13 protein-coding genes are annotated in these 14888 nt (G+C 60.9%); 9 read left to right on the top strand and 4 right to left on the bottom strand.

Features of this window, described 5'->3' with window-relative positions; translation table 11 throughout:
• The first annotated feature begins 69 nt into the window (after window positions 1–69).
• Window positions 70–1353 carry an acetyl-CoA hydrolase/transferase C-terminal domain-containing protein gene (locus U5K31_07925; GenBank protein ID MDZ7772649.1) on the top strand — a complete coding sequence of 428 codons (1284 nt, stop codon included), beginning with the start codon at window positions 70–72 and terminating at the stop codon, window positions 1351–1353.
• A gap of 192 nt (window positions 1354–1545) precedes the next feature.
• Window positions 1546–2895 carry a histidine kinase dimerization/phosphoacceptor domain -containing protein gene (locus U5K31_07920; GenBank protein MDZ7772648.1) on the top strand — a complete coding sequence of 450 codons (1350 nt, stop codon included), beginning with the start codon at window positions 1546–1548 and terminating at the stop codon, window positions 2893–2895.
• A 92-nt stretch (window positions 2896–2987) separates the two neighbouring features.
• Here the strand turns inward: U5K31_07920 and U5K31_07915 are convergent, their stop codons facing one another.
• The gene (locus tag U5K31_07915; GenBank protein ID MDZ7772647.1) at window positions 2988–3560 is read right to left on the bottom strand and encodes a plastocyanin/azurin family copper-binding protein; all 573 of its coding nucleotides are present in this window, start codon (window positions 3558–3560) and stop codon (window positions 2988–2990) included.
• 224 nt (window positions 3561–3784) lie between these two features.
• Window positions 3785–4750 (bottom strand): DUF4097 family beta strand repeat-containing protein, encoded by a 966-nt coding sequence (locus U5K31_07910; GenBank protein ID MDZ7772646.1) that lies wholly within the window; start codon window positions 4748–4750, stop codon window positions 3785–3787.
• Between the two features lie 117 nt (window positions 4751–4867).
• On the opposite strand from U5K31_07910, the gene U5K31_07905 reads away from it, so the two are divergent.
• The 5 genes from U5K31_07905 to U5K31_07885 all read left to right on the top strand — a co-directional run bounded on the left by U5K31_07905 (window position 4868) and on the right by U5K31_07885 (window position 10492).
• Complete coding sequence (locus U5K31_07905; protein ID MDZ7772645.1) at window positions 4868–5719, top strand: proline dehydrogenase family protein; 852 nt, start codon at window positions 4868–4870, stop codon at window positions 5717–5719.
• Window positions 5720–5793: 74 nt separating this feature from the next.
• Window positions 5794–6276: a DUF411 domain-containing protein gene (locus U5K31_07900; GenBank protein MDZ7772644.1), complete on the top strand. Its 483-nt coding sequence runs from the start codon at window positions 5794–5796 to the stop codon at window positions 6274–6276.
• A gap of 7 nt (window positions 6277–6283) precedes the next feature.
• Complete coding sequence (locus U5K31_07895; protein ID MDZ7772643.1) at window positions 6284–6859, top strand: TlpA disulfide reductase family protein; 576 nt, start codon at window positions 6284–6286, stop codon at window positions 6857–6859.
• A 10-nt stretch (window positions 6860–6869) separates the two neighbouring features.
• Entirely contained in the window at window positions 6870–9002 is a 2133-nt protein-coding gene (locus tag U5K31_07890) for a hypothetical protein (protein MDZ7772642.1), read from the top strand.
• 248 nt (window positions 9003–9250) lie between these two features.
• On the top strand, window positions 9251–10492 hold the full coding sequence (locus tag U5K31_07885) for a DUF6089 family protein (GenBank protein ID MDZ7772641.1): 1242 nt from the start codon (window positions 9251–9253) through the stop codon (window positions 10490–10492).
• Between the two features lie 135 nt (window positions 10493–10627).
• On the opposite strand, the gene U5K31_07880 is transcribed toward U5K31_07885, so the two are convergent.
• Both U5K31_07880 and U5K31_07875 read right to left on the bottom strand, forming a co-directional pair.
• Window positions 10628–12724 (bottom strand): hypothetical protein, encoded by a 2097-nt coding sequence (locus tag U5K31_07880; protein ID MDZ7772640.1) that lies wholly within the window; start codon window positions 12722–12724, stop codon window positions 10628–10630.
• Window positions 12721–13359: a hypothetical protein gene (locus U5K31_07875; protein MDZ7772639.1), complete on the bottom strand. Its 639-nt coding sequence runs from the start codon at window positions 13357–13359 to the stop codon at window positions 12721–12723. The genes U5K31_07880 and U5K31_07875 overlap by 4 nt, the downstream gene beginning before the upstream one ends.
• Window positions 13360–13499: 140 nt before the next feature.
• Between U5K31_07875 and U5K31_07870 the strand changes: the two genes are divergently transcribed.
• Complete coding sequence (locus U5K31_07870) at window positions 13500–14174, top strand: nitroreductase family protein (GenBank protein MDZ7772638.1); 675 nt, start codon at window positions 13500–13502, stop codon at window positions 14172–14174.
• Between the two features lie 42 nt (window positions 14175–14216).
• A complete protein-coding gene (locus U5K31_07865) occupies window positions 14217–14870 on the top strand; it encodes a TlpA disulfide reductase family protein (protein ID MDZ7772637.1) in 654 nt (217 codons plus the stop codon).
• Window positions 14871–14888: the final 18 nt, after the last annotated feature.

The raw sequence follows: 14888 nt of genomic DNA, 5'->3' as shown, positions 1-14888 counted from the left end.
CTTTATGCTGATTATCAACTCCTCCAAGGTGAGGTACCCTAACGCATCTGAAATTCAACGTTTCGCCTCATGTCCCATTCTGGCTATGCCACCCCTGAAGAAGCCGTAAGCTGCATAAATTCGGGCGACCGCGTCTACATCCACAGCGTGGCCGCCGCCCCCCGCCGGCTCATCGAGGCCATGGTGGCTCGGGCACCTGAGTTGAAGGATGTGGAGATCGTGCAACTCCACACCGAGGGAGAGGCGCCCTATGCCCGTCCAGAATACGCAGGCACCTTCTACACCAATGCCTTGTTCGTGGGACCCAATCTGCGCGAGGCAGTCAACGAGGGCAACGCCGACTACCTGCCGGTTTTCCTTTCGGAGGTTCCCCACCTGTTCCGCCGCGGCATTCTTCCCCTGGACGTGGCCATGGTTCAGGTATCCCCGCCCGACCGCCACGGCTACTGTTCGCTCGGCACCTCGGTGGATGCCTCCCGTGCAGCCGTGCAGACGGCCCACCGGGTTATCGCCCAGGTAAACCCGCAGATGCCCCGCACCCACGGGGACGGTATTTTTCATGTCTCCCGCTTCGATGCCATGGTGGAAGTGGACGAGCCCCTGCCGGAGCACCCGCCGCCGGAGCCCGACGAGACGGAGAAGAAAATTGGCAGCAACTGCGCCTCGCTGATCGAGGACGGGGCCACCCTGCAGATGGGTATTGGTGCCATTCCCAACGCGGTGTTGCAGGCGCTGGGTTCGCACAGGGATCTCGGTATCCATACCGAGATGTTCTCCGACGGGGTGATTGACCTGGTGGAGAAGGGTGTAATCACCGGCCGCCGCAAGAAGAAGCATCCCGAAAAGATCGTGGCCGGATTCGTGATGGGGTCCCAGCGCCTCTACGATTACGTGGACGACAATCCCGGGGTGGCCATGCTGGACATCGAGTATGTAAACGACTCGGCGGTCATCCGGAAGAATCCCAAGGTGACCGCCATTAACAGCGCCATCGAAGTGGATTTGACCGGACAGGTCTGCGCCGACTCCATCGGAACCCGGCAGTATTCGGGCGTGGGCGGACAGATGGACTTCATTCGCGGAGCCTCGCTTTCGGAAGGGGGCAAGCCCATCATTGCCTTACCCTCCGCTACCGCCAAGGGCATCAGCCGGATTACGCCCTTCCTCAAGCAGGGCGCCGGCGTGGTGACCACCCGCGCCCACGTCCACTACGTGGTCACCGAATACGGTATTGCCAACCTCTACGGGAAAAACCTGCACCAGCGCGCACGCGCACTCATCGACATCGCACACCCCGAACACCGGGAGGAGCTTGAGAAGGCGGCTATTGAGCGCTTCAGACGCCTGGACTGACCCCGGTCGCCGTCAGACAATCTTTATTTGACTGTAGCCGTTAAATTGGGCAGCTTTGCGCCGATAATCGTTTTAGGTTTCGGTTATTAGGGTCTATATAACAATCATCAACGGCTGTCACCGATTGGGATCTCATTCGGAGCAACCCGCCCGTCATTGGGGTTTGGGAGAGCTGTACGGGTAGGGTAGCCCATGAAATATCTACTTTCCATTCTATCCCGTCATCGTGAGGGCGTTGTACTCGGCTGGCTCGTTCTGGCGGCAGTATGGATTTTTGGCACGGATCACCTGATCGCGCTGCTCTCAGGCGGCGCGGCGCTAGGATTCTGGCCGGCCTTCAAGGACTGGCTTTTCTTCGGAATCACCGGTTCCCTTCTTCTGGTGGTGATCGGAAGCTTCGGCCGTCTTCTGGGGGGTATCAAGGACGACCAGGCCCGGATGCGCCAGGCCATCATGGACCTTGGTAAAAAAGCTATCGTATCCGAGGACCTAAGCGAGTTCTTCCACCCCCTGGCCGACTTTCTGGCCGAGCTCCTATCGGTGGATGAGGTGACCATCTTTCGCTACCTCGAGGACCAACAAGGGCTGGACGTGATCTCCGCCACCCACCGTGAGCTGTTGGAGTCAAACGGGCCCGCCAGGCTGGAAAGAGAAGAGGGCCGGAAGCTGTTCACGATGAACAAGACTACGCTCCTGGAGGACCGCCGGTACGCCGAAATTACCGAGTGGCTCACCGAGAGCCTGCAGCGGTCGCTGCTGCCGGTGGCCGGCGTGGTCATACCCGGTGAGGAGCGTCCGCTTGGACTCATCCTGCTGCACTCGGACAGCAAGCGTAACCTGGGCGTCAGCAATACGCTTTTCCTGAAGGCCATCGCCCACCTGATTGCCAATACTGTTGTGCGTAAGAATATCGAGGACGACCTCAAGAAGTCTCTCGACGAGAAGCAGCTGTTGCTCTCGGAGATCCATCATCGGGTGAAAAACAACCTGGCCATCGTCTCAGGCCTTCTCGAGCTCCAGCTGGAGGAGAAGGAGGATCCCCAGCTTCGCCATGCCCTGAAGGACAGTCAGAGGCGCATTCATTCCATGGCGATGATCCACGAGCAGCTATACACCAGCGAGGATTTCTCGGATGTGGGATTCAAGGAATACCTGGGCAGCCTGCTGGGTTCCATTCGCCGGACCTACGGGGAGGAGGGCGAGCGCATCACTCTGGTTACACATATAGGCGACGTGCGCCTGGACCTAGACCGCGCCATCCCGATGGGACTCGTCGTCACCGAGTTGGTCAGCAACGCCTTCAAGCATGCCTATACGGCCCGGGAGGCAGGTGCCGTCACCGTGGAGCTGGAGGAGAAGGACGGAGAGATTCGCCTGAGGGTGGCCGACGACGGAAGCGGTTTGCCGGGTGACTTCGACCTTGAGCAGACCTCATCGCTGGGAATGAAACTGGTCGAGACCCTCTCCACCCAGCTTAACGGCTCGCTCACCTGCCGCAATATGGAGAAGGGCTGCGAATTCCTTGTCGCCTTCCCCCGCTAGAAGGGGAGACGCCCGGCCAAAAAAAAGGCTCCCCCCTCCCTGACGAAGGGAGGAAGGAGCCGTTTATTTCCGGGATGATATGTCTGGATTGCCTACATCTGCGACTCTTCTACCACCAGCTTGCCGGCCATACCTGCGGCGAAGTGGCCGGGGAAGGTACAGAGATAGTCGTATTCGCCCGTTTCTTCGGGCACGGTGAAGGTGACCGAGACGGTTTCGCCGCCCCCGGCCAGCCCGGTCTGGGCAACTACCGCGTCCATCATGTCCTGGGCGATGTAGTCGTTGTCACGTGCAGTGCCCGATGCATCGGCGAAAGCCTGCAGGTCGGTGCCGAGAGCCAGAAGCACCCAGTTGTGCGCCATGGCCTGGGCGGGCATGGTGCTGCGGGTGGTCAGGTTGATGCGAATGGTCTCGCCGGGCGCGGCGGTGATGGTCTGAAGGCGCACCAGGTCGTTTTCGGCGGGAAGCTGGTCGCCTACCGTTAGTCCGTCGGAACCTTCGGTGACGCCGAACTTCATGGAGTTGGTGCCGACGATATCGATGGTGCGTACGTCATCAGCCGTTTCCATCTGGGTCTCCTGTTCTCCTGCCTGTTCCTGGGAGCCGCCTCCGCAGCCGGCAAAGAGCATCAGTGCGATTACGGGCAATACCTTAAAAATCTTCATAGTCCTCATATTTTATTGATCGTCTGTTAGGGTGGTGTCATTGGTTGTGACAGAATACAAACAGGCTAAAGCTACAAAAAATTCAGCGGGTGTACGTAGGGGGAACCCCTAATTTAAAAACGCCCGCCCCTCCCGGATTTGGCCGGGAGAGACGAGCGCTTTCGGGCACTGAGAGACAGGTTATGCGGGAACGGGGCCGGGTCCGCCCCCGCTCCTTTTTCAGGTCAGCGGCGGAAGTTCAGCCGTACGGTGCCGCCGCTGGTGCGGGCGGTGATCTGCGGTCCGCCGCCGTTGATGGAACCGTCAATCTCGTCTCGTTCCACCTCGCCGGAAAAGTTGGTGAGTTGGCTGCGCACACGGCTGCCGCGCAGGGCCAGGTTGTAGCCGCGGTCGCCGGGTACGGTGATGGTGATATGACCCCCGCTGGTGCGCAGGTCCACCGATTCGTTAATGCTGTCCAGGTCGGCCTCGATGCTGCCCCCGCTGGTTCGGGCCTCTACCGTGCCGCCTACGTCGGCCAGTTCGATGTGTCCCCCGGAGGTGTGGAGGTCGATGACGCCGTTGGCGTTTTCGGCACTGATATGTCCCCCGCTGGTTCGGGCCGACATGGTGCCTTCAAATCGCGCGATTTCAATGTGTCCCCCGCTAGTTCGGGCCTCCACCTCGCCCATCAGGTCGTTGAGCTCAAGGTGGCCGCCGCTGGTACGCACTTCCTGGCGTCCGTTCAGGCCGCTGACCGTAATATGCCCGCCGCTGGTGCGGAGAGTGCTCTGCATGTCGCGCGGTGTATAGACCACGAAGGAGATGGAGAGGTTGTTGTTTCTCCAGAAACGCCAGTCGTTGCGGCTGCCTTCGGCAGTAGCGGTAATGCGGCTTCCGGACTGTTCGATGGTAATGTCAAAATCCTCCAGATCGGTGTCTTCGGGAAGCAGGTGTTTCCCGCGCTGCGTCACGTACATCTCGACGCGGATTTCATCGCCGTCTGATCCCTCCACCGTGATGTGTCCCCCGCTGGTTCGCACATCGAGGCTGCCTCCCCCTGAGAGGGAGAAGTTCTCCACGCGGTAGGCCTCGTCACGGTCCCAGTCCTGGGCCGTAGCTTTGCCGGGAAGCACCAGCAGGAACATGATGAGCAGGGAGAGTGAAAATGCGAGCGCTACCTTGGTCAAGTATCTTGTTTTCTGGGTCATGGTATGGTCCGTTTCGTTACCTGTCTGACAGCATGTTCGTACGCGCACCCTCGTAAAATTGTTACAATTCCTTATCTTCAACTTCCTTGAAAACCAACCCGGAAAGATTCCCTGTCCATGAAGCTTCCCTTTTTTCTCGCAAAGCGTTTTGTAGCCGGCGAGACCTTTGAGCAGTCTGTACCCAAGGTCGCCCCGCTGAACGCCAGGGGCATTCACCTTACGATGGACCTGCTGGGCGAGAACGTAAAGGACCGGACGACGGCGGACGATACCGTGGAGCAGTACATCGGGCTGCTGGATAAAATCGGAGAGGCCGGCCTGGACAGCACTATTTCCATCAAGCTCACCATGATGGGACTGGATATCGACCGATCCTACTGCCGTGACAATCTATTCCGGCTGCTGGAGGCGGCGCGGAGTCATGACCAGTTCGTGCGCATCGACATGGAGGGTTCCGATTACACGCAGGCGACCATGGATCTGTTCAAGGAGGCCTTCGCCGAGTTCGGCAGCCATGTAGGCATTGTCATTCAGGCCTACCTGCACCGCACCGAAAAGGATATCCGCGAGCTGGCCGAGCTGGGGGCGGACGTACGGCTTTGCAAGGGGGCCTACAAAGAGCCGCCCGAACGGGCCATCCAGGATATGCCCGGTATCCGCGCCGCCTTCAAAAGCTATGCGGCAACCCTGCTGCGTAACACCCCCTGTCCCCGCATCGCCACGCACGACGACGAGTTGATAGACTGGGTCCTTGACCATGCCCGTGAACACGACATCGCCCCCTCCCGCTTTGAATTCCAGATGCTCTACGGACTTCGACAGGAAACGATGGAAGATCTTGCCTCCCGCGGCTACAACACCCGCATCTATGTGCCTTACGGCACCATGTGGTTCCCCTATTTCAAGCGCCGCCTGATGGAGCGTAAGGAGAATATCTGGTTCGTGCTGACTACCCTCTTCAAGAAGTAAATTCGCAGCCGGCGAACTTCAATCCGATCCGGGATTTGTCTATATTGAGGTTCATTCCCAACGATTTTTTTACTATGAAACCATCCCGATTTTTTACCTATGCCGCGCTGGTCATCCTGGCCGGCGGCGTCGCCATCTGGTACATCATCAGTACCTCGCAGCAAACCGTCACCCCGCAGGACAGCGAGGCCGACATTGTCATGTACAAGAACGAGGGCTGCCAGTGCTGCGACAAGTGGGCGACCTACATGCAGAGCAACGGTTTCAGCGTGTCCACAGTCAACGCCGGCAACCTGAATGAGGTGAAGACGCGCTACGGCGTGCCCCACACCATGGGCGCCTGCCATACCGCCGTAATCGACGGCTACGTCGTGGAGGGTCACGTCCCCGTGGAGGACGTACGCCGTCTGCTGGAGGAGCGCCCTGACGCTATAGGTGTGGCCGTTCCTGGCATGCCGGCCAGCTCCCCGGGCATGAATACCGCCGAGGACGTCCCCTACGAATCCTACCTGGTTGACAAACAGGGCAATATCGAAGTGTTCGGTCGACACCGCTGAGTACAACATGCGTGACGCGCTTTTCATAACGGCCTGCACGGCCCTGGTGCTGGTCTTCCTGTTCACGGGCTGTGGTTCCGGATCGGAAGGGGGACGTAAAACCGCTACCGAGCCCCTCGAGCGCCTGGATCCAAACTCCGTAGCCATCTATCCGGCCAGCCGCCGCGCCGAGGCTCAGGATTTTACGGTGACGTTGTTAAATGGCGATAGCTTTCAGCTTTCCGAACAGCGGGGCAAGGTGGTGGTTCTCAATATTTGGGCCACCTGGTGCGCTCCCTGCCATACGGAAACCCCCGACCTGGTTGATCTCTACGAGACGTACCGCGACGAAGGACTGGTGGTCCTGGGGGTATCCCTTGACGACCGCGGGGAGTCTGTGGTCCGTCCTTTCATGGAAAAGTACGGGGTCACTTACCCCATCTATATTGACAGGCAGGATGTGGTGATGGACAAATACGGGCCCACCATGGCTGTGCCCACCACCTACATCCTGGGCAAGAAGGGGGAAATCCGCTATTTCGCCACCGGGGCGCTGACCCGCAAGGAACTGGAGCCGCGCCTGCGCGACCTGCTGCAGGAGTAGGGGAGGCGGAATGACCGACTTTCTCTCGCTGCTGGTTCACTTTCACCTGGAGTCAGCCCTGCTGGCCGCCCTGGCCGGATGTTTCTGGGCCGCCTGGCGGGCCGCCTCGCCGCCGGATGCGGATGCCACTTCGGCCGGTGACATACGGCGCGCCACCCGCCTGCTGGCATGGGTCTACGCGGCCGGACTTCCACTGCTGGTATGGGATCTGCTGGCCGGATGCTTCAGCGTGCACGGCCTCGGATTCTGGCTGCTCTATCCCCTTCCCTCCGTCTATTTCGGCTGGGCCGTCGGACGGCTTTTCCGGCGCTTTGGCCTGGCACCCGGCCCCGCCCGACTGGCGTCCCTGGCCGTACTGGCCGCCGTGGCTGCGGGATCCTTTCTGGCGGAGTTTTTTACCCTTCCACAGGTCTATTTCTACAACCATGTATGGGGAGGCTGGCCCGGTCCCCTCTATGACGAGGTGGCCGAGCTGGATGGCAGCCTCCTCTATTTCCGCATGCTGACCGGCGCCTGGACGCTGCTGTTTTGGCAGGTGCCGGACTTCTCGCGGGGACGTTTTGCCAAAGCGCTCACGGCGGGTGCCGCGCTGCTGCTGGTCCTGGGCTACGCTAGCCTGGCCGAATTGGGAATTATATCCCCCGAATCACACCTGCGCCGCCAGCTGGGAGGCCATCACGCCACGGCCCACTTCGATCTTTGGTACGACCGGCAGGATTACAGCTCTCTCGAGGCCGGGCTCCTGGGCCGGGAGCTGGAATTCCACCTTTCCGAATTAACTGACACGCTGAACCTGGACCGCGGAGACTTCCGGGTGAGTGTCTATCTATACGCCCATGCCTGGCAGAAGAAGGAGCTTACAGGCGCCAAATTTACCAGCTACGTGCCGGTATGGCTGGCATCCGACCAGCTTCACGTGGCGCGCCGGCAGTTGGGCAGCCTGCGACACGAGCTGGTGCATGTGGTGGCCAAGCGCTTCGGCAACCGGTTGCTCAATGCCAGCTGGAGCATCGGACTGGTGGAGGGACTCGCGGTGGCCCTGGCCCCGGAACCAGGGCAGCGGTCGACGGCTGACCAGCTGGTGGCGGCCGATCCTCCCTGGCCGGAGGTGCAGCGGGTGCGGGAATCCTTCTCCTTCTGGGGGTTTTACAGGGGACGGGCCGCCCTCAACTATACCACCGGGGGATCCTTTGTGGCCTACCTGCTGCGTGAGCATCCCGTGGAGAATTTCAAGCGCGCCTACCGTAGCGGCGACCTGCCCGGCTCCTATACCCAGCCTCTGGACAGCCTGGTGGCCGGCTGGCACCGTCATCTCGGGCAGGTGCAGGTCGACAGCACCGATAGCCGCAGGGCCGAGCAGATCTTCGGCATTCCCTCCCTTCTGGAAGTGCGATGCCCGCGCGTGCGCACCCCGCTTGCCATGGCATGGGACCGCTACGGATTGTTTGAGGCCGAAGGCGATACCCTGCGGGCGCTGGCGTCCCTTGACCGGCTGGTGGCCCTCAGCGACAGCGCCCTTCCCATCCTGGCCGAGTGGAGCTACCGCAGCCTGCAGGCGGGCCGGGGCGAGGAAGTTCGCGCGGTGGCTTCGCTTACCGACTCCCTGGCCGAATTGCAGCTGATTTACGCCGACGCCTTCCTGATAGAAGGGGATACCCTTGGCGCACGGCGCCACCTGTTGCATGCCCGGAGCCTGGCTGCCGAAGTCCCGGGCCGAACAAACGCGGCCTCAGCGCTGGGACCTGCCCTGGCCACCCGCTCCGATTGGCGTCAGTGGGAGGCCTGGAACAACCTGGTCTACCGGGGCATCTATCCCATGGAGGGGGAGGGATCCGGGATGTGGACTGAATCAGCGGGGGATACGCTTTTGACGCGCACGCTGGCGCGGGCCCTCGACCGCGCCCTGGAGCAGGATAACATGGATGCTGCTGACCGCGTGGAGAATCTTCTACGCAGCACCCGACCCGATCAGCGCCATCTCGATACCTGGCTGAAATGGGTGCACATACTGGCCTACCGCGGCGAATCGGCTCGGGCGGCTGCATGGCTGGACCAACTGGAGGCTATTCCCGGCCTGCGGGCTGCGGAGCTCGGGCGGCTGCATATGGAGCGTCGCTGGCTTGCGTTCCTGGAAGGTGCATGAGCCGTCGGTGGGGTACCTGCCATCTACATAGGTCTGAAACAGCCAGCAGGGTAGAATTAAAAAATTATTATCTTTGTAAACCAACGAAAAAATGGAAACGCGTGTTTATGATTAGGCTGGGATGTACAAATTAACTTCCACCAACCGGAAACTTTTCACGTCAACGCAGCTATAAATGTACGCGAACATCCGGAAATAAGCCTTTTTAAACAGGCTATCACCACCGTAAAAATAAAAGATCAACGACAATGAAACGTTTTCTACCTCTACTATTTCTGACCATACTTGTACTTGGCGCAGGCACCGTCGAGGCCCAGACCCAGGATCAGCCTTGGAGTCTGGACCTGGAGATTGGCTCGCATGCTTATGACGGAGATCTGGGCAACGAGTTGCTTGGCACCTCCGAGTCCGATTTCCTCTGGAGCATCGGCCTCTCAAAGTACCTGAGCCCCTCCTGGGATCTAGGGTTCAGCGCCGCTAAAATGGAGCTGGATTACGTGAATCCGGCCAACTCCAACGATCCGGCCATACGTGGCACGCGCTTCAAGACCAGCAATTTTCAGCTGAACCTGATGACCCGCTTCAAGTTCAACAACGGGTCCATCCTCCGGGAAGACCTGGGCGTGAAGCCCTACCTGACCGCCGGCATCGGCGTGAACGTGTTGAAGCACGAAAACGGGACCAACAGTGGCGCCTTTGCCATTCCCTTCGGGGCGGGCGTAAGCTACGAGCTCAGCGATAAAGTGAGCCTGAACTATCAGATTACCTACAACCGCACCTTTTCGGATAACTTAGATACCTATCCGCAGGATGCCGGTGAGTTTACCAACGCCAATCTGTCCCATACCAACATCGATGGCAAGGATCACGACGACTTCCTCACCAATACCATCGGGATTCGCCTGCGCTTCGGAGGCGGCGATCAGACCAGCCAGCGCATGCAGATGCACCGGCACATGATGGAGGAGATGCAGGCTACACGCCAGGCCGCGGAAGGCGCACAGTCGGCCGCCCAAAATTCCTATGAGGTGTCTCAGGAGAACCGCGAGCTCAACGAGCAGACGCTTCAGGCCATCGAGGAGCTCTCGCAAGACCGCGGTATGACAGCCCAGGTCAGCCAGGACCTTCGTGACATGCTGCTGAACATCCTGAATAACATCGAATTCGGCTACGACAGCTCCGAGATTCTCGCGAACGCGGAGGACGATCTCGAGCTGCTCGCAGAAGTCATGACGCAGTACGAAGATCTGCGGGTTTCGGTCGAGGGACACGCCGATTCACGCGGTTCGGAGGATTACAACATGGCTCTCTCGCAACGCCGGGCCGATGCAGTCCGCCAGTTCCTGATCGATGAGGGCGTGAGTGGAAACCGCATCACCGCCACGGCGCTGGGCGAAAGTTCACCCGAACTCACTTCCGGAGATCAGGAGACGGTCTACGGGCAGAACCGCTACGTGCGGCTGACGTTCAGCTACGCCGGCGGTTCCTGAAACTGACGATTCGATCTTCCCGCCAAGCCCCGTTTCCGTCCCGACGCTCGTCGGGATGTGGAACGGGGTTTTTTTATTAGGGATACCCCCGAGCTTGTCGCAGTCCGGCAGGTGAGATGCGTAGGGGTGTCCGGCTCAACGCAGGTTAAAAGCCGCCCGGAGATGCAGGATGGGAGAGCGTTGCGCCCCGATGGGATGCATGCGGATATCGTTATTGAGCAGGTTGCGCATGGAGAGCTGCAGCGAGAGACGCCGCTCCCAGAGCCACTGGCGGGCCGACAGTCCCAGGTCTATCCAGGAGGGGGTGCGCGTGTGATAGGTTCCGGTCTGCTGGGGGAAAAAGGGTACGAGTGACCGGTAGGTGCGTCCCTCCAGGGCGCGGTACTCTTCCCATCGGGTGGCGCCCCTTACCAGGGTTTCCAGCGCAAGGCGTGTGTTGGTCGCGGCCTGCCAGCTCAGGGCGTAGCGCATTCGGAAGGAGGGTACCTGACGCCAGTAGCTCCGGTAGTTGGGGGTTCCCTCCAGGGTGTGCTGCAGCACCAGCGAGAGTTCCTGTTTCCAAGGTCCCGTACCATGCCGCAGGGTGGCGATGTTCAGCAGGCGGCTGCCGCGGCCTTCGAGGTAGCTGAAGAGGCCGGGCCGAACGGAGTAGCTGGGATCAGGAAGAACCGACTGCCGGGGAATGCCCAGGTGGAAATGCCGCAGGAAACGGTGTTCGAGGCTCAGCCTGAGTACGGGAGTGAGCGACCACCTGTGCCGGAAGACAGCGCCTGCTGTGCGTCCGTTGCCGGGCTGCAGATCACCCCATCGTTCGATGGGTTCGTCGGCGGGGAAGGAATAGCCCCTGCCGCTCCACCAGCCAAAAGCATGGGCGTGGCGTGGCAGAAGTTCCTCGAAAAACAGGCGCAGCTCGGCGTCCGGATCGATCCCGCGAAGAGCCGCCGAAAGGAAGGGCGCCGCGTCCCCGGCCTCCAGGTCCAGGCCGGCTTGGAAAGCGAATAAGGCCCCGTCCCGGCTGCTTGGCGCGAGGGGGATTTCGCCGTCCAGGTAGGGCGTGGCGAGAACGACCGTTCCGCGGCCGGGATCAATACTGGAAGAGGCGTTGTACGTACGCTCAATCAGGAGTCCGGGCCGCAGCATCCGCCCGTCGCGGCGGTGTTCCGCTGAGAGGGAGAGCCGGTGGGTCCCGGTGGACCAGTCCAGGTCGAATGCCTTGATGTTGACGCGGTAGCCGGTTCGCATCCGCTCCCAGGTCCACCTCCCCCGGTACTGCCACTCCTCCGAACTCAGTTCTATCCGAGCCGACAGCTGGCGGTAGTCCAGCTGCGCGGGCACCTCCCGTCCGAAAGCCTGCACAAAAGGAAAATCGGCGCTGCCTGAGGCCATTCCCTGCAGGTCGAGAGACCATCCCTCCCCCTCGTAACCTGCCTGGAGGAGGCCGCCGCCTGACGTGATCTTGATAGGATGATAGGTCTGCGTTTCCGGTAGGTAGCGCTGGTTGTTGAGGCGGGCGTGTGACATGAGGTCGGTGGGCTGCTGTTCCCGTATGCTGCCCATGGCCAGGACCCTCCAGCCGGAGCCCGACCAGGCGAGGTGGAGGGAACCGTCAGGTCCCCACCGGTCCACGTTCGGCGTCACCCGGGCGGAGTCGTAGACCCATGGTCCGGGATCCCCGCTTTCGTTGCCCAGGTAAAGGTCGCCTCCCGCCCGCCATCCCTCGCCGGGATGTGAGGTGAGCAGATTCAGGTAGCCCGCCCGGGTGCGGACACCATGGGCTACGCCTGGCAGTGTGGCGCTTTCCATGCCCTGCACGGCCTCCAGGGAGAGAGGGAGCATGTTCAGGTTCTGCCAGCCGAAGAGGTCCGTCCGCACCTCCATGCCGTCGATCATAAAGACGGGCGGGGGACCGTAAAAGCCGTAGATTCCCGAGCCGGTCCACCCGCTGAACAGGTCGGGCGAGGCGAGATTGAATCGGGCATCCAGCCGCAGCAGGTCCAAGGGGCGGATCAGGCCGGCGCGGTCTTCCAACGGGATCACCGTCGGCTCACCCGCCGGACGGTCTTCCGTCTGAACCTGCAGGCTGTCGCCGTCCACGGCCCCGTCCCGCTCCTGGGCGAGGGAGGAGGACGCCAGCGCCAAATGTGCGGCCAGGGCCAGGAGCAGGATACGGCATGCGCGTTTGCGGGTGGCACCCTTGCTGCGGCCGGTAGGGATAAGAGGCTTGACGGTCATCGCAGAAAGGATTGGAGCCAGGAGGGACTGTCGAAGGTACGCGAGATGCCGGCCCTCAGCAGGGTGAGTTCCAGGGGATGGTAGGTGAGGGTGCGGTTGTAGGCGACTCCGCCGAAAAGTCCCCATCCCTCTCCCAGCCCGTAGTGCAGCTCAAGGCTGAGCTCGTAGCTTATTTCGCTCTCGCTCCGGTCGAATGCATAGGACCAATCCGCGCCGGGCGCTGTATAGATGCGCGCCTGGTCGTAGGAGAAATAAGTGTTGCCCAGGGATAGGCCCGTCAGCACTGTGGTCTTTTCGCCGAGCTCAAGCGGCAGGTTCCATCCCAGCCAGGCGTAGACGGCGTGGAAATCAGAGAAACCGTTGAGCATCTCGTCGTGGAGAAAGCGGCTGTAGCGCAGGCCCACCTCCAGCTCGCCCAGGTGGAAGGGAGTGGCGAGGGTAAGTCCCCCGACGGTTTGCGGTAGCCAGTTGCGGGTGTAAATATTTTGTCCTATTGAGCGTCCCAGATCCGCCTCCAGCCTCAAGCTCCCGAAGATGGGAGTGCCGGACTGGTCCCCGCTCTGCTGTGCAGAGGCTTCCCGAGCTGTACAGGCCAGCAGAACAAGCAGCAGTGTGGCAATAGAGATTCGGGTCACGGGGAGGCAGTGTAGGAAACGGAACAGCCAAGATAAACAGATTGCACCAGAGATGCGGAACCAGGTGCCTAATGGCATGTGAACGTTCCCCCATCTTTTGTTAACATGTCCAGCAAACCGAAACTCCACAACGTCCGTCCATGGAGAGCTATCCCTTTGTACCGCACGAAGACTACCGCGAGTATCCTGTGGCGGAGATGCGTGAGCGGGCGCGCAGCTATTACGAGGATCTGGCCCGGCGGCGCACGGTGCGTGATTTCTCGGAACGGCCGGTACCGCGGGAGATTATCGAGGACTGCCTGCTGGCGGCCGGGACCGCACCCAACGGGGCAAACATGCAGCCATGGCACTTCGTCGCGGTTAGCGATCCCGTGATCAAGAGCCGCATCCGCGAGGCAGCCGAAGAGGAAGAGCGCGAGTTCTACGAGAACCGGGCCACTGACGAGTGGCTTAAAGCTCTCGAGCCCCTGGGTACCGACGCCGATAAAGTTTTCCTTGAGAAGGCCCCCTGGCTTGTCGCCATCTTTTCGGAGAGCTACGGCTATGCGGGCGACGGAGAGAAGGTACGCAACTACTACGTGAAGGAATCGGTGGGCATCGCTACAGGAATGCTCATCACGGCGGTTCACCACGCCGGCCTGGCCTCCCTCACCCATACGCCCAGTCCCATGGGATTTCTGAACGAAATCCTGGGAAGGCCGGATAACGAACGCCCCTTTCTTCTGCTTGTGGTAGGCTACCCGGAGGAGGACGTGCGCGTGCCGGATATCGACAAGAAATCCCTGGACGAAATCTCCACCTTCCTGACCGGCTAATTCCGGCTCCTGGCGACAACGGCTCTATCCAGCACTACGATTATGAAATCTTCGAAAGTCTCAGGCGGAGGCGACTCCGCATCTCAAAAATCGTGGTTCAGGCGCGTACTCCTGGAGTGGGGCGTGATCCTGGGCATCGCCGCGCTCCTCTACCTGACCGGCCTTCACACCGAGGTGCTGGGCCGCCTGCAGCAGGCGGTGTTGTGGACCGGCATCCTTCAGCCGGAGACCGAACGGATGGAGCGGGGACATGTGACTGCGGGCTATGGCATGCGCATTCATGCGCTCAACGAAGCGGCGGCCTCCGCCACGCCGGACCCTTCCGCGAGCCTCGGGGCTTTCCGGGGTAAAGTGATCTTCCTGAATTTCTGGGCAACCTGGTGCGCCCCATGCATTGCCGAAATGCCCAACATTCAGGGTCTCTACGAGGAGATGGGCGATAGCAGCGACCTGGTCTTCGTGATGGTTTCGGTGGATGAGTCGGCCGATCGCGCCCGGGCCTTCCTGGAGCGCAAGGATTTCACCTTTCCGGCCTGGCACCTGGGGGGCGGCCGAACGGCGGAACTGAGCAGCGGCATCATCCCCACTACCTATGTGATTGGCCGCGACGGGACCATCCTGAGCCGTTCCGAGGGCATGGCCAACTACCATACCTCCCGTTTTATGGAATTTCTGCGGGAGCAGCTGGAGCGCTGAGAGGATGCCGGTCCGGCC

The sequence above is a fragment of the Balneolaceae bacterium genome, from assembly GCA_034521445.1.
Lineage (GTDB): Bacteria > Bacteroidota > Rhodothermia > Balneolales > Balneolaceae > JAXHMM01.
Note: the sequence above shows the minus strand (reverse complement) of the source record. Positions and strands in the feature narration are given on the sequence as shown.